At 49.8% G+C, this 18820-nt stretch carries 10 protein-coding genes, 17 tRNA genes, 3 rRNA genes and 1 pseudogene; 30 read left to right on the forward strand and 1 reads right to left on the reverse strand.

Features of this window, described 5'->3' with window-relative positions; all coding sequences use genetic code 11:
• Nucleotides 1–10 precede the first annotated feature (10 nt).
• The 30 genes and pseudogenes from MHH92_RS01390 to MHH92_RS01535 all read left to right on the forward strand — a co-directional run bounded on the left by MHH92_RS01390 (nt 11) and on the right by MHH92_RS01535 (nt 18223).
• Nucleotides 11–557, forward strand: a pseudogene (locus MHH92_RS01390) (GNAT family N-acetyltransferase).
• A gap of 629 nt (nt 558–1186) precedes the next feature.
• Nucleotides 1187–2739 (forward strand): 16S ribosomal RNA (locus MHH92_RS01395).
• Nucleotides 2740–3045: 306 nt separating this feature from the next.
• A 23S ribosomal RNA gene (locus tag MHH92_RS01400) occupies nt 3046–5971 on the forward strand.
• Between the two features lie 78 nt (nt 5972–6049).
• A 5S ribosomal RNA gene (rrf, locus tag MHH92_RS01405) occupies nt 6050–6166 on the forward strand.
• Together the 16S, 23S and 5S rRNA genes with 17 tRNA genes alongside form the textbook arrangement of a ribosomal RNA operon.
• Nucleotides 6167–6204: 38 nt before the next feature.
• Nucleotides 6205–6278: transfer RNA gene (locus tag MHH92_RS01410), tRNA-Ile, on the forward strand.
• A 34-nt stretch (nt 6279–6312) separates the two neighbouring features.
• Nucleotides 6313–6388, forward strand: a tRNA-Ala gene (locus MHH92_RS01415).
• 1 nt (nt 6389) lies between these two features.
• A tRNA-Asn gene (locus MHH92_RS01420) sits at nt 6390–6465 on the forward strand.
• Between the two features lie 4 nt (nt 6466–6469).
• Nucleotides 6470–6541: transfer RNA gene (locus MHH92_RS01425), tRNA-Glu, on the forward strand.
• A gap of 6 nt (nt 6542–6547) precedes the next feature.
• Nucleotides 6548–6623, forward strand: a tRNA-Val gene (locus MHH92_RS01430).
• A 16-nt stretch (nt 6624–6639) separates the two neighbouring features.
• Nucleotides 6640–6713 (forward strand) — tRNA-Met (locus tag MHH92_RS01435).
• A 26-nt stretch (nt 6714–6739) separates the two neighbouring features.
• Nucleotides 6740–6817 (forward strand) — tRNA-Asp (locus MHH92_RS01440).
• 17 nt (nt 6818–6834) lie between these two features.
• Nucleotides 6835–6910, forward strand: a tRNA-Phe gene (locus tag MHH92_RS01445).
• A 20-nt stretch (nt 6911–6930) separates the two neighbouring features.
• Nucleotides 6931–7006: transfer RNA gene (locus MHH92_RS01450), tRNA-Thr, on the forward strand.
• A 9-nt stretch (nt 7007–7015) separates the two neighbouring features.
• Nucleotides 7016–7101, forward strand: a tRNA-Tyr gene (locus tag MHH92_RS01455).
• Between the two features lie 10 nt (nt 7102–7111).
• A tRNA-Lys gene (locus MHH92_RS01460) sits at nt 7112–7187 on the forward strand.
• A gap of 6 nt (nt 7188–7193) precedes the next feature.
• Nucleotides 7194–7274, forward strand: a tRNA-Leu gene (locus MHH92_RS01465).
• Nucleotides 7275–7284: 10 nt separating this feature from the next.
• Nucleotides 7285–7359 (forward strand) — tRNA-Gly (locus MHH92_RS01470).
• 7 nt (nt 7360–7366) lie between these two features.
• Nucleotides 7367–7443, forward strand: a tRNA-Arg gene (locus MHH92_RS01475).
• Nucleotides 7444–7460: 17 nt separating this feature from the next.
• Nucleotides 7461–7539 (forward strand) — tRNA-Leu (locus MHH92_RS01480).
• 7 nt (nt 7540–7546) lie between these two features.
• Nucleotides 7547–7620, forward strand: a tRNA-Pro gene (locus MHH92_RS01485).
• A 10-nt stretch (nt 7621–7630) separates the two neighbouring features.
• Nucleotides 7631–7701, forward strand: a tRNA-Gly gene (locus MHH92_RS01490).
• Nucleotides 7702–8077: 376 nt separating this feature from the next.
• Entirely contained in the window at nt 8078–9943 is a 1866-nt protein-coding gene (gene iolD, locus MHH92_RS01495) for a 3D-(3,5/4)-trihydroxycyclohexane-1,2-dione acylhydrolase (decyclizing) (protein ID WP_253505003.1), read from the forward strand.
• A 53-nt stretch (nt 9944–9996) separates the two neighbouring features.
• Nucleotides 9997–10899 carry a myo-inosose-2 dehydratase gene (gene iolE, locus MHH92_RS01500; RefSeq protein WP_340901629.1) on the forward strand — a complete coding sequence of 301 codons (903 nt, stop codon included), beginning with the start codon at nt 9997–9999 and terminating at the stop codon, nt 10897–10899.
• Nucleotides 10900–11097: 198 nt separating this feature from the next.
• Nucleotides 11098–12108 carry a 5-dehydro-2-deoxygluconokinase gene (iolC, locus tag MHH92_RS01505; RefSeq protein ID WP_340901630.1) on the forward strand — a complete coding sequence of 337 codons (1011 nt, stop codon included), beginning with the start codon at nt 11098–11100 and terminating at the stop codon, nt 12106–12108.
• A gap of 99 nt (nt 12109–12207) precedes the next feature.
• Nucleotides 12208–13683 carry a CoA-acylating methylmalonate-semialdehyde dehydrogenase gene (locus MHH92_RS01510; RefSeq protein ID WP_340901631.1) on the forward strand — a complete coding sequence of 492 codons (1476 nt, stop codon included), beginning with the start codon at nt 12208–12210 and terminating at the stop codon, nt 13681–13683.
• Nucleotides 13684–13752: 69 nt separating this feature from the next.
• Nucleotides 13753–14805, forward strand: a complete 1053-nt coding sequence (gene iolG / locus MHH92_RS01515; protein WP_340018940.1) for an inositol 2-dehydrogenase — start codon at nt 13753–13755, stop codon at nt 14803–14805.
• Between the two features lie 108 nt (nt 14806–14913).
• Nucleotides 14914–15720 carry a 5-deoxy-glucuronate isomerase gene (gene iolB / locus MHH92_RS01520; protein ID WP_340901632.1) on the forward strand — a complete coding sequence of 269 codons (807 nt, stop codon included), beginning with the start codon at nt 14914–14916 and terminating at the stop codon, nt 15718–15720.
• 131 nt (nt 15721–15851) lie between these two features.
• Complete coding sequence (locus MHH92_RS01525) at nt 15852–16859, forward strand: LacI family DNA-binding transcriptional regulator (RefSeq protein WP_036607987.1); 1008 nt, start codon at nt 15852–15854, stop codon at nt 16857–16859.
• Nucleotides 16860–17189: 330 nt separating this feature from the next.
• A complete protein-coding gene (locus MHH92_RS01530; protein WP_340901633.1) occupies nt 17190–17717 on the forward strand; it encodes a hypothetical protein in 528 nt (175 codons plus the stop codon).
• On the forward strand, nt 17714–18223 hold the full coding sequence (locus tag MHH92_RS01535; protein WP_340901634.1) for a GNAT family N-acetyltransferase: 510 nt from the start codon (nt 17714–17716) through the stop codon (nt 18221–18223). The genes MHH92_RS01530 and MHH92_RS01535 overlap by 4 nt, the downstream gene beginning before the upstream one ends.
• Nucleotides 18224–18371: 148 nt before the next feature.
• On the opposite strand, the gene MHH92_RS01540 is transcribed toward MHH92_RS01535, so the two are convergent.
• Nucleotides 18372–18731: a hypothetical protein gene (locus MHH92_RS01540; protein ID WP_036607981.1), complete on the reverse strand. Its 360-nt coding sequence runs from the start codon at nt 18729–18731 to the stop codon at nt 18372–18374.
• Between the last annotated feature and the right edge of the window lie 89 nt (nt 18732–18820).

The raw sequence follows: 18820 nt of genomic DNA on the forward strand, positions 1-18820 counted from the left end.
TATGGTTCTTATGATGATCGATCAGCAGGAATATTACATTAAAGGCTTATCTTACTCCATTAGATCGGCAGAGGAAAAGGATGCTGAGGCCTTGTCTTCACTACGTGTACAAATCGATGGGGAAACCGAGAACATGGATCGTGAAGAGGGCGAGGCGTATATCGACGCAGCCGGGTTTAGGCGGATCATCCATTTGGACACTGAGAAGTCACGGAATCTGTTCTTTGTTGCTGTAGTAGCGGGTGAGATTGTGGGATACTCCCGATGTGAAGGTACAGAGCTGAAGCGCTTTTGCCATAAAGTTGAGTTCGGCGTGTGTGTAGCCCGAGAGTTCTGGGGGCATGGGATTGGCAAGAACTTGTTGGAGAAGTCGATAGAATGGGCAGACCAGACCTGGTGTAGAGAAGATGACGTTGAACGTGCTGGCATCCAATGAAAAGGCAATCGAGTTATACCAAAAGAGTGGCTTCGAGATTGAAGGTATTTTGAAAAAGGATCGGCGACACACGGATGGACAGTATCACGACACGATAGTGATGGGCAGGTTCAGAGACTAATAGTATAAAAAGTGAAAAACACAAACTATATAAGCCCACAGCTTATGGAGTTTAATTATTAGATTTGATACCGACATAACAGATAGCAGCGTTATTGAGTAGAGGCATTATGTTTCTTAATTTATAGAACGATTGTAATGATGTTGAATGAGTCTGTTCACAACCTATATTGAGATAGATTAGACCGTTGAGTGTATATAGGGTATAGTAAGAGGATATTGCCATTGGAAAAAAAGATTATGAAGAGACTGAATCGATTATATAATCAGTTTCAGATGGGATATTTTACAAGTAGTAATTGTATTGTGTATATGATATATTCTATTTCCGGCCAAAAAAACACGAGAAACAAAGTGTTGCAGGCAAAACAAATAAGCTTCGAAAGAAACTTAAAAAAAGAGCTTGCTAAGTTGGTTCGGAAGTGTTATGATATAAAAGTTGCTGAGGAGAAAAACGCTCGGTAACGAAACAAGTTTGATCTTTGAAAACTGAACAACGAGTGAGTAAACATTCTGCTTGCAGAATGAACGCGAAAGTTTGAGACAAGCCTTGGCTTGGATCGACTGGAGCACAAATGAGATTTTTAATCTCGTCAGATTCAAAATGAGCTTATCGCTCTTTTCAATACTTTATTGGAGAGTTTGATCCTGGCTCAGGACGAACGCTGGCGGCATGCCTAATACATGCAAGTCGAGCGGACTTGAAGAGAAGCTTGCTTCTCGGATGGTTAGCGGCGGACGGGTGAGTAACACGTAGGCAACCTGCCCTCAAGTTTGGGACAACTACCGGAAACGGTAGCTAATACCGAATAATTGTTTTCTTCGCCTGAAGGAAACTGGAAAGACGGAGCAATCTGTCACTTGGGGATGGGCCTGCGGCGCATTAGCTAGTTGGTGAGGTAACGGCTCACCAAGGCGACGATGCGTAGCCGACCTGAGAGGGTGATCGGCCACACTGGGACTGAGACACGGCCCAGACTCCTACGGGAGGCAGCAGTAGGGAATCTTCCGCAATGGGCGAAAGCCTGACGGAGCAATGCCGCGTGAGTGATGAAGGTTTTCGGATCGTAAAGCTCTGTTGCCAGGGAAGAACGCTTGGGAGAGTAACTGCTCTCAAGGTGACGGTACCTGAGAAGAAAGCCCCGGCTAACTACGTGCCAGCAGCCGCGGTAATACGTAGGGGGCAAGCGTTGTCCGGAATTATTGGGCGTAAAGCGCGCGCAGGCGGTCATTTAAGTCTGGTGTTTAATCCCGGGGCTCAACCCCGGATCGCACTGGAAACTGGGTGACTTGAGTGCAGAAGAGGAGAGTGGAATTCCACGTGTAGCGGTGAAATGCGTAGATATGTGGAGGAACACCAGTGGCGAAGGCGACTCTCTGGGCTGTAACTGACGCTGAGGCGCGAAAGCGTGGGGAGCAAACAGGATTAGATACCCTGGTAGTCCACGCCGTAAACGATGAGTGCTAGGTGTTAGGGGTTTCGATACCCTTGGTGCCGAAGTTAACACATTAAGCACTCCGCCTGGGGAGTACGGTCGCAAGACTGAAACTCAAAGGAATTGACGGGGACCCGCACAAGCAGTGGAGTATGTGGTTTAATTCGAAGCAACGCGAAGAACCTTACCAGGTCTTGACATCCCTCTGATCGATGCAGAGATGTATCTTTCCTTCGGGACAGAGGAGACAGGTGGTGCATGGTTGTCGTCAGCTCGTGTCGTGAGATGTTGGGTTAAGTCCCGCAACGAGCGCAACCCTTATATTTAGTTGCCAGCACTTCGGGTGGGCACTCTAGATAGACTGCCGGTGACAAACCGGAGGAAGGTGGGGATGACGTCAAATCATCATGCCCCTTATGACCTGGGCTACACACGTACTACAATGGCCGGTACAACGGGCTGCGAAATCGCGAGATGGAGCCAATCCCAACAAAGCCGGTCTCAGTTCGGATTGCAGGCTGCAACTCGCCTGCATGAAGTCGGAATTGCTAGTAATCGCGGATCAGCATGCCGCGGTGAATACGTTCCCGGGTCTTGTACACACCGCCCGTCACACCACGAGAGTTTATAACACCCGAAGTCGGTGGGGTAACCGCAAGGAGCCAGCCGCCGAAGGTGGGATAGATGATTGGGGTGAAGTCGTAACAAGGTAGCCGTATCGGAAGGTGCGGCTGGATCACCTCCTTTCTATGGAGAATCGTTTCCTGCAACGGAAACATTCAAATATGCAGCTTAGCTGCAAAACACTCACTCGTTGTTCGGTTTTGAGAGCTCAAACTCTCAAACAGCTTGCTTTTGCATGGAGCTTGTTCTTTGAAAACTAGATATCGAAACGAAACAAACGCGAATTAGAACATTCCTTTAAGCTGATCTTGTGTAAACAAGTGAAGTGTTTTTATAAGGTAGATTGCATGAGCGAGTGATCGAAATGGAACGACTTTTGGATTTGCGCAAGCAAACCAAGCGGAGTGACAGCTCGAACACGAGCGATATGGTTAAGCTACTAAGAGCACACGGAGGATGCCTAGGCGCTAGGAGCCGATGAAGGACGTGGCGAACAACGAAACTGCCTCGGGGAGCTGTAAGCAAGCTTTGATCCGGGGGTGTCCGAATGGGGAAACCCAGCTGGGGTAATTTCCAGTTACTCATAACTGAATACATAGGTTATGCAGAGGCATACCAGGGGAACTGAAACATCTAAGTACCCTGAGGAAGAGAAAACAATAGTGATTCCGTCAGTAGCGGCGAGCGAACGCGGAGAAGCCCAAACCAGAGAGCTTGCTCTTTGGGGTTGTGGGACGTCTCACATGGAGTTACAAAGGAACCGGTTAAGCGAAGAGGTCTGGAAAGGCCCGCCAAAGAAGGTAAAAGCCCTGTAGTTGAAAGTCTGTTCCCTCCGAGACGGATCCCGAGTAGTGCGGGGCACGTGAAACCCCGTATGAATCCGGCAGGACCATCTGCCAAGGCTAAATACTTCCTAGCGACCGATAGTGAAGCAGTACCGTGAGGGAAAGGTGAAAAGCACCCCGGAAGGGGAGTGAAATAGAACCTGAAACCGTGTGCTTACAAAAAGTCAGAGCCCGTTTTAGGGGTGATGGCGTGCCTTTTGTAGAATGAACCGGCGAGTTACGTTCCCGTGCAAGGTTAAGGTGAAGAGCCGGAGCCGCAGCGAAAGCGAGTCTGAATAGGGCGACTTAGTACGTGGACGTAGACCCGAAACCGGGTGATCTACCCCTGTCCAGGGTGAAGGTGCGGTAACACGCACTGGAGGCCCGAACCCACGCATGTTGAAAAATGCGGGGATGAGGTGGGGGTAGCGGAGAAATTCCAATCGAACTCGGAGATAGCTGGTTCTCCCCGAAATAGCTTTAGGGCTAGCCTCGGAAAACAGAGTCGTGGAGGTAGAGCACTGATTGGGTGCGGGGCCCGCAAGGGTTACCAAGCTCAGTCAAACTCCGAATGCCATAGACTTACTTCCGGGAGTCAGACAGTGAGTGCTAAGATCCATTGTCAAAAGGGAAACAGCCCAGACCATCAGCTAAGGTCCCCAAGTGTGTGTTAAGTGGGAAAGGATGTGGAGTTGCACAGACAACCAGGATGTTGGCTTAGAAGCAGCCATCATTTAAAGAGTGCGTAATAGCTCACTGGTCGAGTGACTCTGCGCCGAAAATGTAACGGGGCTAAACACACCACCGAAGCTATGGCTTGATGCTTTGCATCAGGGGTAGGGGAGCGTTGTATAAGGGTTGAAGGTGTACCGTAAGGAGCGCTGGACATTATACAAGTGAGAATGCCGGTATGAGTAACGAAAAGATCAGTGAGAATCTGATCCGCCGAAAGCCTAAGGGTTCCTGAGGAAGGCTCGTCCGCTCAGGGTAAGTCGGGACCTAAGGCGAGGCCGAAAGGCGTAGTCGAAGGACAACAGGTCGAAATTCCTGTACCACCGTAAGCCGTTATGAGCAATGGGGGGACGCAGTAGGGTAGTGACGCGGACTGATGGATGTCCGTCTAAGCAGTAAGGCTGATGTGTAGGCAAATCCGCACATTGTAAGGCTGAGCTGTGATGGGGAGCGAAAATTATAGTAGCGAAGGTCATGATCTCACACTGCCAAGAAAAGCCTCTAGCCAGGTGATGGTGCCCGTACCGCAAACCGACACAGGTAGGCGAGAAGAGTATTCTAAGGCGCGCGGAAGAACTCTCGTTAAGGAACTCGGCAAAATGACCCCGTAACTTCGGGAGAAGGGGTGCCCCGGTAGTGTGAATAGCACGAGGGGGCCGCAGTGAAAAGGCCCAAGCGACTGTTTAGCAAAAACACAGGTCTGTGCGAAGCCGTAAGGCGAAGTATACGGGCTGACGCCTGCCCGGTGCTGGAAGGTTAAGGGGAGTGGTTAGGAGCAATCCGAAGCTGTGAACCGAAGCCCCAGTAAACGGCGGCCGTAACTATAACGGTCCTAAGGTAGCGAAATTCCTTGTCAGGTAAATTCTGACCCGCACGAATGGCGTAACGACTTGGGCGCTGTCTCAACGAGAGATCCGGTGAAATTTTAATACCTGTGAAGATGCAGGTTACCCGCGACAAGACGGAAAGACCCCATGGAGCTTTACTGCAGCTTGATATTGAATTTGGGTACGATCTGTACAGGATAGGTGGGAGCCTTTGAAGCATGAGCGCCAGCTTGTGTGGAGGCAACGTTGGGATACCACCCTGATCGTATCTAGGTTCTAACCTGGTACCGTAATCCGGTGCGGGGACAGTGTCAGGTGGGCAGTTTGACTGGGGCGGTCGCCTCCTAAAGAGTAACGGAGGCGCCCAAAGGTTCCCTCAGAATGGTTGGAAATCATTCGAAGAGTGCAAAGGCATAAGGGAGCTTGACTGCGAGACCTACAAGTCGAGCAGGGACGAAAGTCGGGCTTAGTGATCCGGTGGTACCGCATGGAAGGGCCATCGCTCAACGGATAAAAGCTACCCTGGGGATAACAGGCTTATCTCCCCCAAGAGTCCACATCGACGGGGAGGTTTGGCACCTCGATGTCGGCTCATCGCATCCTGGGGCTGAAGTAGGTCCCAAGGGTTGGGCTGTTCGCCCATTAAAGCGGTACGCGAGCTGGGTTCAGAACGTCGTGAGACAGTTCGGTCCCTATCTGTCGTGGGCGTAGGAAATTTGAGAGGAGCTGTCCTTAGTACGAGAGGACCGGGATGGACGTACCGCTGGTGTACCAGTTGTTCCGCCAGGAGCACCGCTGGGTAGCTATGTACGGACGGGATAAACGCTGAAAGCATCTAAGCGTGAAGCCCCCCTCAAGATGAGATTTCCCAGTATGTAAGACCCCTTGAAGACGACGAGGTAGATAGGCTGGGGGTGGAAGTGCAGCAATGCATGGAGCTGACCAGTACTAATCGGTCGAGGGCTTATCCAATAGCAAGTGATAATTCGCATGTTTCGTTTCGAATCTAGTTTTCAGAGAACGATCTCTGAATGTAAGCTATGCTATGCGTTTGGTGGCGATGGCGGAGGGGTTCCACACGTACCCATCCCGAACACGACCGTTAAGCCCTCTAGCGCCGATGGTACTTGGACCGCAGGGTCCTGGGAGAGTAGGACGCCGCCAAGCGAAACCCCATTGGGGTATTTTTTTTCGAAAATTGATAAGGGCCCTTAGCTCAGTTGGTTAGAGCGCACCTCTGATAAGGGTGAGGCCGGTGGTTCGAGTCCACCAGGGCCCATAGCAAGACCACAACAAGAAATACACCAGAGTATGGGGCCATAGCTCAGCTGGGAGAGCGCCTGCCTTGCAAGCAGGAGGTCAGCGGTTCGATCCCGCTTGGCTCCACCATTCCCTGATAGCTCAGTTGGTAGAGCACTCGACTGTTAATCGAGTTGTCACAGGTTCGAGCCCTGTTCGGGGAGCCAGTAAGGCCCGTTGGTCAAGGGGTTAAGACACCTCCCTTTCACGGAGGTAACAGGGGTTCGAATCCCCTACGGGTCATAATATGGAGGCTTAGCTCAGCTGGGAGAGCATCTGCCTTACAAGCAGAGGGTCGGGGGTTCGATCCCCTCAGCCTCCACCATATAACTTTATAACGACGCGGGGTGGAGCAGCCCGGTAGCTCGTCGGGCTCATAACCCGAAGGCCGCAGGTTCAAATCCTGCCCCCGCAATTATACTTTCCTTGAGAAAGTGATCTGGAACCGTGGTGTAGTTGGCCTAACATGCCTGCCTGTCACGCAGGAGATCGCGGGTTCGAATCCCGTCGGTTCCGCCATTTTTTTAATGTAGTAAGGCTCGGTAGCTCAGTCGGTAGAGCAGAGGACTGAAAATCCTCGTGTCGGCGGTTCGATTCCGTCCCGAGCCACCATTTATAACACCATGTAATACGCCGGTGTAGCTCAACTGGTAGAGCAACTGACTTGTAATCAGTAGGTTGGGGGTTCAAGTCCTCTCGCCGGCACCATGTAATCCTGGAGGATTAGCGAAGCGGCCAAACGCATCAGACTGTAAATCTGCTCCCGTACGGGTTCGGTGGTTCGAATCCATCATCCTCCACCAGTTTTTCTATGAGTCATTAGCTCAGTTGGTAGAGCACCTGACTTTTAATCAGGGTGTCGAAGGTTCGAGCCCTTCATGACTCACCATTATATGCGCGTGTGGCGGAATTGGCAGACGCACTAGACTTAGGATCTAGCGTCTTTGACGTGGGGGTTCAAGTCCCTCCACGCGCATCCCTTATTTGCGGAAGTGGCTCAGCGGTAGAGCATCGCCTTGCCAAGGCGAGGGTCGCGGGTTCGATTCCCGTCTTCCGCTCCAATATTTTGCGCCCTTAGCTCAGCTGGATAGAGCGTTTGACTACGAATCAAAAGGCCGGGAGTTCGAATCTCTCAGGGCGCGCCATTATAACTTCATATTTTGCCGGCGTGGCGGAATGGCAGACGCGCTCGACTCAAAATCGAGTGGGAAACCGTGGAGGTTCGAGTCCTCTCGCCGGTATAGATAACGGGATGTAGCTCAGCTTGGTAGAGCACCTGGTTTGGGACCAGGGGGTCGCATGTTCAAATCGTGTCATCCCGATTGTTGTTATGCGGGTGTAGTTCAATGGTAGAACTTTAGCCTTCCAAGCTAATAGCGTGGGTTCGATTCCCATCACCCGCTTATATATTGCAAAAGAAAGAGACGGTACTCACCGTCTCTTTCTTTTTTTGCTTTCATAGGTATATGGGCGATTGTAGTATACGAAGGTCACGGATTATTTGGCTTTAGCATGTATCCCATCCTCACGATATTTTCCCCCTTTTTTAAGTCTGTTCTTAGTCATTGTGGAAGTGTTCAAATAGAGAAGGTCTAACACATGTTCGAACACAAGAATATTTTTTTTACCACATTTCATAAAAACGCTTACAAAAATAGCTTGCGTAAATCATTAACCTGTAATACCATATCAATTAAGCGCTTAACCTTCAGGGTAAGGCGCTTAAACTTAACGTAGATTAAGCGCTTAACCCGTAAAGGAAAGGACGGCGATCAATTCATGAAAACAATTCGACTAACGATGGCTCAGGCACTGCTTCGATACCTGGATCAGCAATATATCTCGGTTGACGGGGTGGAAACCAAGTTTGTGAAGGGAATCATCGGTATTTTTGGACATGGCAATGTAACAGGCATTGGAGAAGCGCTGGAGCGCAGTCCGGGAAGCCTGACGTATATGCAAGGCAAGAACGAACAAGGCATGGTGCATACGGCAGCGGCTTATGCCAAGCAGAAGAACCGTAGACAGATCTATGCATGTACAACATCCATTGGACCTGGTGCTTTGAATATGATTACAGCCGCAGCTACTGCAACGGTGAACCGGATTCCGGTTTTATTGCTTCCAGGAGATAACTTTGCTACACGGGAACCGGACCCAGTGCTTCAGCAGTTGGAAGTAAGCAGTGATTATACAATCTCAGCCACTGATCCATTCAAAGCCGTCAGCAAGTACTGGGATCGCATTGTTCGTCCCGAACAGCTGATGGTTGCTGTTACACAGGCGATGCGTGTGCTAACCGATCCAGCAGAGACGGGAGCAGTAACGCTCGCATTGCCGCAGGATGTGCAGGCAGAAGCGTACGATTACCCGGAATCTTTCTTTGCCCGCAAAGTACATTATCTGGATCGTCGCCCCCCGGTACAGGCAGCCATTGAACGGGCAATGGAACAGATTGCCCGTGGCAGAAAGCCGCTGCTCGTTGCAGGCGGCGGTGTGTTGTACTCTGAGGCGTCCGCCCAGCTAGTGGAATTCGCCGAGGCATTTGGTATTCCGATCGCCGAGACGCAGGCGGGCAAGAGCGCAGTCTCTTGGGACCACCCACTGAATGTGGGGGCCATCGGGGTTACCGGTTCTCTGGCAGCCAATAGGCTGGCGAGAGAAGCGGACGTTGTGATCGGCGTCGGTACACGGTTCTCGGATTTTACGACGGCATCCCGCTCTGCTTTTCAGCATCCGGAAGTGTCATTCATTAACATCAACCTGAACGGCATGGATGCCGCCAAGTTAGGCGGAGAAGCCATTCTGGCAGATGCACGCGAAGGATTGCAGGCTTTGCAGAAGGAATTGCAGCAAAGACGATATCGCAGTGCATATGGTGCATCTGAAATCGCTGATCTCCGCGCTGAGTGGAATGCAGAAGTGGATCGGCTGTATGCAGCTCAACATGAAGCAGGGCTGGCACAGACTACGGCAGTCGGCATCGTTAACCGGACCATTGATCCATCTTCCGTCATAGTGTGTGCGGCAGGCAGTCTGCCGGGTGATCTACATCGTCTGTGGCGTGCGTCTGAACCAAAGACATACCACATGGAGTATGGATTCTCCTGTATGGGGTACGAGGTAAGTGGAGCGTTCGGAGCAGCACTTGCCGAGCCGGATCGTGAAGTGTACGCGATGGTCGGTGATGGCAGTTATTTGATGCTGCATTCGGAGTTTGTGACTAGTTTGCAGGAACAGAAGAAGATGACCGTTCTATTATTCAACAACAATGGATTCCAATGTATTCATAATTTGCAGCGGGAACATGGTAGTGACGGGTTCGGCAATGAGTTCCGTTATCGGGAATCCGAGAGTGGACGACTGACCGGGGATTACATGCCAATGGACTTTGCAGCTCACGCCCGAAGCATGGGAGCCAAATCCTATAGAGCGGAAACGGCAGAACAGCTGGAACAAGCACTCCGAGATGCGAAGAACGAAACAGTAAGTACGTTGATTGAGATTCCGGTCGTGCCTGGAACCAACGCAGGTGGATACGAGTCATGGTGGAATGTGGGTGTACCTGAGGTATCTGCCGAAGAAAAGGTAGTTCATGCTCATCACACCATGAAAGCCAACCGTGCCAAAGCAAGACCGATTTAATCCGGTTTAATATAGTGAATCACAATGTTGAACGACAAAGGAGACGTGGGGCAATGAGCAAGCTGCCATTCCAGCTTGGGATTCATCCGATCAATTGGGTCGGTGAAGATGTGAAGGAGCATGGTGATGCGACAACGTGTGCACAGATTCTGGATGACATTCAGCGTCTTGGGCTGACAGGCACAGAGATGGGACGTAAGTATCCAACCGATCCCGCTATATTGCGTGAGGAATTGAGTAAAAGGAATATCAATCTGGTCTCCCAGTGGAAATCGGTACTGTTCTCCGATCCGGCGTATCGTCAGTCGGAGTTGGACGGTTATCGCAGACATGCGGAATTCCTGCAATCCATGGGCAGTAAGGTGATCAGTACGGCGGAGGTAGGCGGGTCACTTCATTTTGATCCAAGACGGACACCGAATGAAAAAGAAGTGCTTAGACTCAGCGAATCTGAATGGCATATCCTCGCTGAAGGATTGAATGAAGCAGGAGCCATTGCCCGTGAGCATGGGTTGAAGCTTACGTACCATCATCATGGAGGCACAGTGGTAGAACAACCAGATGAGATTGATCGACTGATGGAGTTGACCGATCCTTCTCTCGTGTATCTGCTCTATGACACAGGTCATGCCTACTATGGCGGAGCCGATCCACTTAAGCTGCTGCGTAAACATTATGATCGAATCGCCTATATCCATCTGAAAGATATCCGCCCGCATGTGCTGGATGAAGCACGCGCGGAGCAGTCTGACTTTGTCGGCTGTATTCGTAGAGGGGTGTTCACCGTACCAGGGGATGGATGCATTGATTTTGCACCAATTCTGCAAGAACTGATCACACGAGGGTACGATGGCTGGGCGATGCTTGAAGGAGAGCAGGACCCTGCGATTCATAACCCGTATGAGTATGCCAAACGCTCCTTGAACTATATGGAGTCGTTATACCAACACAGCTGATTCGTTTAGCATTGCAGCGGTCAGAGGCCAAACCCATGAAGTGAAAAGGAAGAAGGCCAGCAAGAGTATAACGTTACGATTGGAAAATAAAAATGACTTACTCTAGCCGTTTACGAGTTCTTACGATGGAATGAGTAACTAGTCTAGATATCCATATACAACATGGAAAATCCCACTACAGAAAGGGGCTCACATGCAATGACTTACGTATCCTTTCCGGTATCCAGGAAGAAGGATTTCATCGCCATTGGTCGCTTGTGCATCGACTTGAACGCCAATGAGATCAATCGCCCGATGGAAGAGACGATGACGTTCACGAAGTATGTTGGCGGCTCTCCGGCCAATATTACGATTGGCATGTCCAGACTGGGTATGGAGACGGCTTTTATCGGTAAGATCGCGGGTGACCAGATGGGCAGATTCATCCAGAGTTATTTGGAGAAGAACGGCATCGACACATCAAATGTAGTTACAGATGACACCGGAGCAGTGACAGGGCTTGCTTTTACCGAAATCAAAAGCCCAACGGATTGCAGTATCCTGATGTACCGGGACAATGTAGCTGATCTGTTATTACAGGCGCAAGAGGTGCAAGAGCAGTTGATTGCTGACTCCAAAGTGCTGCTAATCTCAGGCACAGCCCTCGCGCAGAGCCCATCCCGTGAAGCCGTATTACAGGCACTAACGTATGCGAAAAAACATGGCACAGTTATTGTGTTTGATCTGGACTATCGCCCATACACTTGGACATCAGATGAAGAGACAGCGGTCTATTACAACCTCGCAGCCGAGAAATGCGATATCATCCTCGGTACACGTGAAGAGTTCGACATGATGGAGGCATTCGACCACAATCCGGATCATAGCGACCAGGTAACTGCACAGAAATGGTTTGATTTCTCAGCCAACATCGTTGTAATCAAACACGGCAAGGAAGGGTCCATTGCTTATACACGTGAAGGGCTTTCTCACCGTGCTGACAGCTATCCGGCAAAAGTGGTCAAAACGTTTGGTGCAGGCGACTCCTATGCGGCCGGGTTCCTGTATGGATTGATGCAGGGCTGGACGATTGAGCGCAGTATGGCCTATGGCAGTGGCGCAGCAAGTATCGTCATTTCAAGCCACAGCTGTTCGGATGCGATGCCAACAGTAGAACAGGTGAATGATTACATCGAACGTTGCAATCGGGGCGAGATCACCGTGTCCTGAAGCACGTTGCAATACTTTGAACAACGTACTCATACAGATCAACATCAATCATATAAGTTCAACATAAGGGATCACACATAAGCGAAGGGAGACAGGGCTATGGGAAAAGGAATTTCTGAAGCGTCTGCAACAGCGACAATGGTACAAAACTGGATCGGAGGTGCCTGGGTAACCCCAGCGTCAACTCGCACGGAGCCAGTGGTGAATCCGGCCACGGAAGAAGTTATTGCACATGTGCCACTGTCCGAACAAGCGGACGTGGATCTGGCGGTTCAGACAGCACGAGAAGCGTTCAAATCCTGGAGCAGCACACCGGTTCCACGCCGTGCACGTATTCTGTTCCGCTACCAGCAGTTGCTGGTTGAACATTGGGAGGAGCTCGCCCGCCTGGTAACGCTGGAGAACGGTAAAAGTTATGCCGAAGCGTATGGCGAGGTATTGCGTGGCATTGAATGCGTCGAGTTCGCGGCAGGTGCCCCGAATCTGATGATGGGCAAACAACTGCCTGACATCGCTACAGGACTGGAGTCGGGCATGTACCGCTACCCGATCGGTGTTGTTGGGGGAATTACCCCATTCAATTTCCCGATGATGGTGCCTTGCTGGATGTTCCCGCTGGCTATTGCGTGTGGTAACACCTTTGTCCTGAAGCCGTCCGAGCGCACACCGCTACTGGCAGGCCGCTTGGCAGAGCTGTTTAAGGAAGCAGGGCTTCCGGACGGTGTGCTCAACATCGTTCACGGCGCGCATGATGTCGTGAACGGGTTGCTGGAACATAAGGATGTTCAAGCGATCTCCTTTGTCGGATCACAACCTGTAGCTGAATACGTCTACACCACTGCATCCAAGCATGGCAAACGGGTACAGGCACTGGCTGGTGCCAAAAACCACTCCATCGTTATGCCGGACGCCGATCTGGATCTAACCGTGAAAGAGATTACCAGTGCAGCCTTTGGTTCAGCAGGGGAGCGTTGCATGGCATGTGCGGTTGTTGTGGCTGTGGGTGATGTGGCTGACGAACTGGTACAAAAGCTGGTGGAAGCGGCAGACCGCATTACCATTGGTAACGGCATGGATGAGGGCGTGTTCCTCGGTCCTGTCATCCGTGGACCACATAAAGAGCGTACACTCAGTTACATTGAAGCCGGAGAGCAGGAAGGCGCGGCATTGATTCGGGATGGACGTAAGGATCAGGCGACAGGTGAATCCGGTTATTTTGTAGGGCCAACGGTATTTGACCAAGTTGATAGCAATATGAAAATTTGGCAGGATGAGATCTTTGCTCCAGTACTCTCGGTAGCAAGAGTGTCTACGCTGGAGGAAGCCGTTGAGCTGGCGAACCGTTCTGATTTTGCCAACGGGGCGTGTCTGTTCACCCGCAGCGGAGCGAGTATGCGTCAATTCCGTGAAACGATTGATGCGGGCATGTTGGGTATTAACCTGGGCGTACCTGCGCCAATGGCATTCTTCCCGTTTTCCGGTTGGAAAAAGTCCTTCTATGGTGATCTACATGCCAATGGTACGGATGGTGTTGAATTCTACACTCGCAAGAAGATGGTAACGGCGCGCTGGTAACAACCAGAGCATCACTCGGGCTAAGGGGAACGCCCAGCCCATATGGACGCACATAGGGAGGATAACGGAATGGGCAAGGACAAAGTGAGAATTGGCATCATCGGTGCTGGACGGATCGGCAAAATTCATGCAGACAATCTCCTGCGTAACCCGCATGCCGAGATTGTGGGAATCAGTGACTTATTTGCAGGTCCTGAATTGGAGGCTTGGGCCTCCAGTCGTGGCATCCCTGTTGTAACAACGAACAGCAGCGAGTTGATCTCGATGCCTAATGTAGACGCGGTGCTGATCTGTTCTTCAACCGATACACATGTGCCGCTGATCGAACAGGCCGCCCAGGCGGGCAAACATATCTTCTGCGAGAAGCCGGTCAGCATGGATCTGGCACAGACCCAAGCGGCTGTAGCGGCAGTTCAGAAGGCTGGCGTGAAGTTACAAATTGGATTTAACCGCCGCTTCGATCACAACTTCAGACGGATACGTGCGCATGTGCAGGATGGTACGATTGGTGATCCACATATTATCAAAATTACGTCTCGCGACCCGAGTCCGCCTCCTGCGGAGTATATCCGGGTGTCTGGCGGGATTTTCATGGACATGATGATCCACGATTTTGACATGGCTCGGTATCTGTCCGGGAGTGAAGTGGAAGAAGTATACGCTCAGGGTAACGTGCTGATCAATCCGGTTTTTGCGGAACATGGGGACGTGGATACAGCGATTGTAACGATGACGTTTGCCAATGGAGCGATTGGTGTCATTGATAACAGTCGTCAGGCTGTATACGGGTATGACCAGCGTGTTGAAGTATTTGGCTCGATGGGCAGCGCCGCAGCGGCGAATGATCATCCAAATACGGCTGAAATCAGTACAGCGGCCGGGCTCATGCGCGACAAACCGTTACACTTTTTCCTGGAACGCTACAATGAAGCGTATGTGCAGGAGACAGCCCTCTTTATCGATGCAATCCTCCATGATACACCGGTTATCGTAGATGGCCACGATGCAGTACAGGCAGAACGAATTGCGCTGGCAGCAAAACTGTCCATGGAGCGGGGAAGACCTGTGAAGCTGAGTGAAGTTCCTGGGATGTCACTGGAATCGCAAACAGCAACGCCATAGTAGAAGATTAAAGTCACTTTTTCTAATAGAGGGCATGAATAGTCCAGGTTTTTGTTTTTATAAGTATCAGGTTGTTGTGGATGATTACAGAAAGGAGTGGATGACAAGATGTCAGAACGTATTGTGAAACCCGTGGTCAACCCGGAGGGAGACGGTACACTTATAAACGTAACACCGGAGTCGGCGGGGTGGGAATATGTTGGTTTTCAGGTAGCGAAGCTGGCGGAGGGGGAGACGCTAACCCGTGAGAGCGGTGATCAGGAACTCTGTGTGGTGCTTCTCAGTGGTTTCGCCAATGTAAGTACCCGGGAGCACACATGGGATAATATCGGAAAAAGAATGAGTGTTTTCGAGAAAATTCCGCCGTATTCGGTCTACGTCTCAACTTCCGATCAAGTGCAGATCACAGCACGTACCGAACTGGAAATCGCTATATGTGTTGCACCCGGTAAAGGCACGTACCCGGCTCGTCTCATTGCACCCCAAGATGTAGGGGTAGAGGCACGAGGATATGGCAATCTGGAACGCCAGATTCACAACATTTTGCCGGAACAAAAGGAAGCGGACAGTCTGCTCGTTGTTGAGGTATTCACGCCAGATGGGCATTGGTCCAGTTACCCGCCACATAAGCATGATCGGGACGCACTCCCGGATGAATCTTTGCTGGAAGAAACGTATTATTTCCGTGTACAGCCTGAGCAGGGGTTTGCCATTCAGCGTATATACACGGATGATCGTTCTGTGGACGAGACGCTAGCAGTGAAAAACGGAGAAGTGGTGCTTGTTCCGGACGGATATCATCCGGTAGGCGCTCCTCCGGGGTATGAGGTCTACTATCTGAACGTGATGGCTGGACCAACCCGGACCTGGAAATTCCATAACGATCCTGACCATGAGTGGTTGATGAAAAAGTAAAACAGTTCATGCTACGCACATTGTGCTGGCTTCAAGTTGCGTATGCAGACTTCCCCCTGCATAATGAGAAGAAGAGAACAATTATCTATGTATAAGGAAATTTATATATAGCACAAATGGGGAAAAAAACAATGAAAGCAACCATATACGATATAGCACGCGAGGCGGGTGTATCCATTGCAACCGTCTCGCAGGTCATTAATGGCAAAGGCAAGATCAGTGAGAAGCGGCGCGCCGAGATTATGGAGATCATGGAGCGCCTTCACTATCAACCCAGCGCGATCGCAGCTGCACTTACAGGGAAGCAGACGTATACATTGGGGCTGCTCGTGCCGGACATCTCAAACCCGTATTTCGCAGAACTCGCAAGAGCCGTGGAGGATCGTAGCCGTCAATTGGGTTACAGCGTGGTCATCTGCAGTACGGATAATAAGGACGAGCGGGTAGAGCGTTATCTGAATCTGCTTCAGCAAAAAAGGGTCGATGGCATGATGATCGGAACCGGGATCGATAATGCCGAAATTTTGTCACCACTTTTGCAGCAGTCCATCCCTGTCGCTTTGATTGCACGTCATATGCCATCCCTGTCGGTTCATACAGTCACCATTGATGACATTCTCGGTGGAGCACTCGCAGCGGAGCATCTGCTTGAACTTGGGCACACCCGTGTAGCGGTTCTGTCGGAACCGTCCAAAGTCAGCAGCAGTCAGGAACGTGTACGTGGATTCCGTGAAACCCTGATTAAGGCAGGTCATACGCTGGAACCGAATCAGATCCGAGAATCGGCAGCTGATCTGAGCTCGGCCAAAAAAGAGGCGTTACTGCTGCTCGGTGAGAAGGATCACCCGACAGGTTTGTTCTGTTGTAATGACATTCAGGCCATCGGTGCTCTTCAGGCAGCCAAAGAGCTGGGGCTACGCGTGCCAGAGGATGTGTCGATTATCGGGTTTGATAATACCATTCTGGCTTCGGTAACCAGTCCACCGCTTACGACCGTTGCCCAGCCAATTGAAGAACTGGGACATCGCGCTGTAGATCTGTTGATTGAAGAGTTAAAGGATGAACAAAAAGAACCACAGAAGATTGTGCTGAAGCCTGAGCTGGTTATCCGAGAATCAGCAGGTCGTGTATTGAGCTGAAAACAAATAGTTTTCGGCGTACGCTGAACAGACGTGAGGCCAAGTCTGCGTATGTCATATTCATGCTCGGGATAAGTGTTATCGTCTTACCTCGATCTGAATAGCTAATAAAACAATATAACAAAGTAACAAACAAGCCGCGTTCACCCTATGGGAGAACGCGGCTTGTTTGTTTAAATCTTTAATTTTTAGTGTAGCCCAAAACGTCATCGTAATTGAGGAACCAGAGATAAGAAATGACATTGGAACAGAAGGAGTGAGATGTTATACTGGAATATATCAATAATTACCAATTTATATGTTTTATGTAGATCTAGAGAGGGGATTGGGATGATTAAACGAATCAAGATGATTATGGGTATCGCCATGATTATTGTTTTTTTAGCTATTGCAGTGCGTATGTATACCTCTGGTCAATATACTATGTATATCCCCAGCAAACATACGACGTTTCGAGCAGAGGTTACCGATCATATGACGATGCTGGATACATTGGATCGACTGACGATTAGGAAAATTTCCGACAATGAACCGTATAATGAAGATGATGAAATAACGATTACAGATCCCAAAGAGATTAGAGACATGCTGAAGTTATTAAAGGATGTTGATCTCAAAAGAGTACGGGAATTCGACGTTTCTGAAAGGAATCCGCATTACTATGAGTGGCGACTTACTATTAATAAAGAAGGTCGCTTTACTAAAGATTTCGGAATCACGTTTTATAATGAACAATCTATCTCCATCTATAGCGGCGCGAAAACAAGAGACAAATTTCAGGACTACGAGATTACCAATGAGTTTAATCTGAATGAGATGGACCGCCTTTTTGAAAAGCTGAAGGAGGAGCAAACATGACCATCATAACCAACTATTATGTACGCCCTATTGAAGAACAGGATATCCCCTTTCTGTGGGAGATGTTATACGCATCCCTGCATAGAAGAGAAGGTGATGAACCTTTTCCAATCGAAAGTATTCATACTCCCGGACTGTCCAAATACGTTGAAGACTGGGGAAGAGAAGGGGATTTCGGGTATGTTGCAGTTGACCAGCAGGGCAAGAGACTAGGTTCAATAACATTAAGATTCTATACGGATCAGAATGCGGGATACGGTTATGTGAATGCAGCTACGCCAGAGATGGGGATGGCTGTAACGGAAGATGCACGTGGAAAAGGAGTAGGTACCTTACTGCTTCAGACCGCATTAGATGAGGTTGAACGGCGGGGAATTGCAGCAGTCTCGCTCAGTGTTGACCCGGATAACCAAGCGATTCGCTTATATAAGCGGTTAGGATTTGTGGAGGATTCCCTAAATGGTACATCAGTAACGATGGTGCGTGTAAGTAAACTTGAATCTTAAATGATGAGCGTTCGGATCACTGGCAAAACTGAGTAAACCAAGTGGAACTGCAAAAGAAGAGGCGTTTCCTCATGGGAACGCCTCTTTCTGTGTGCCATGTACAGCATCGGTACCTCTCTTATTATACTTAGTCCGTATCACTTCAATATTATTTCAACAAAAATGCCAAAGCCTCGTCATACGTTTCCCATTGGAATTCAGTCTGGTGCGCGGACTCTTTGGAGATCCGATTCAATTGCATTTTGGCGATCGCACCACCTACGGCTACACTAGCTCGCTTCATCCCCCACTGTGTCAGTAGTTTCTGGTGTTCCACAATTTTTTCTTTGGTATCCTGAGGGAAAGCCTTCATGTTCCGCATATCTACTAGCACATCAAACGAATTTCCCAATTGTTCCGCTATTCTCTGGATTTCTGTATTCGTTTGTTCGACATGTTCAGGAGAAACAATACCTTCCCAGATAATTTCAATAATAGGTTTAGTTGAATCCAAACGTCTAACAGACATGTAGGCAACTCCTCGATAATAAAATAATATGTAATATATGAGACTATAAGCCTATTAATTATACCTTTTTATAACGAGAATGAAAACTA

The sequence above is a fragment of the Paenibacillus sp. FSL M7-1414 genome, assembly GCF_038003195.1.
Lineage (GTDB): Bacteria > Bacillota > Bacilli > Paenibacillales > Paenibacillaceae > Paenibacillus > Paenibacillus amylolyticus.